The organism is Cohnella boryungensis (genome assembly GCF_042651945.1).
Classification (GTDB): Bacteria; Bacillota; Bacilli; order Paenibacillales; family Paenibacillaceae; genus Cohnella; species Cohnella boryungensis.
Map to the genome: position 1 here is coordinate 1 of NZ_JBHSED010000024.1, position 686 is coordinate 686.

At 57.0% G+C, this 686-nt stretch carries 1 rRNA gene; it reads left to right on the forward strand.

Going from position 1 to position 686, the window contains the following annotated elements:
* Positions 1–680, forward strand: a 23S ribosomal RNA gene (locus tag ACFO1S_RS13555); the annotation flags it as partial.
* Positions 681–686: the final 6 nt, after the last annotated feature.

Sequence of the window (686 nt, forward strand, 5' to 3'; positions counted from 1 at the left end):
ATCGGGCAGGAGGACCGTGTCAGGCGGACAGTTTGACTGGGGCGGTCGCCTCCTAAAAAGTAACGGAGGCGCTCTAAGGTTCCCTCAGCGCGGTTGGAAATCGCGCGAAGAGTGCAAAGGCATAAGGGAGCTTGACTGCGAGACCTACAAGTCGAGCAGGGAGGAAACTCGGACTTAGTGATCCGGTGGTACCGAATGGAAGGGCCATCGCTCAACGGATAAAAGCTACCCTGGGGATAACAGGCTTATCTCCCCCAAGAGTCCACATCGACGGGGAGGTTTGGCACCTCGATGTCGGCTCATCGCATCCTGGGGCTGAAGTAGGTCCCAAGGGTTGGGCTGTTCGCCCATTAAAGCGGTACGCGAGCTGGGTTCAGAACGTCGTGAGACAGTTCGGTCCCTATCTGTCGCGGGCGTAGGAAATTTGAGAGGGGCTGTCCTTAGTACGAGAGGACCGGGATGGACGCACCGCTGGTGTACCAGTTGTTCCGCCAGGAGCACCGCTGGGTAGCCAAGTGCGGAAGGGATAAGCGCTGAAAGCATCTAAGCGCGAAGCCTGCCTCAAGATGAGATTTCCCAATTCGTAAGACCCCTGGAAGAACACCAGGTTGATAGGCTCGGGGTGGAAGCGCAGCAATGTGTGGAGCTGACGAGTACTAATCGGTCGAGGGCTTATCCTACGAATG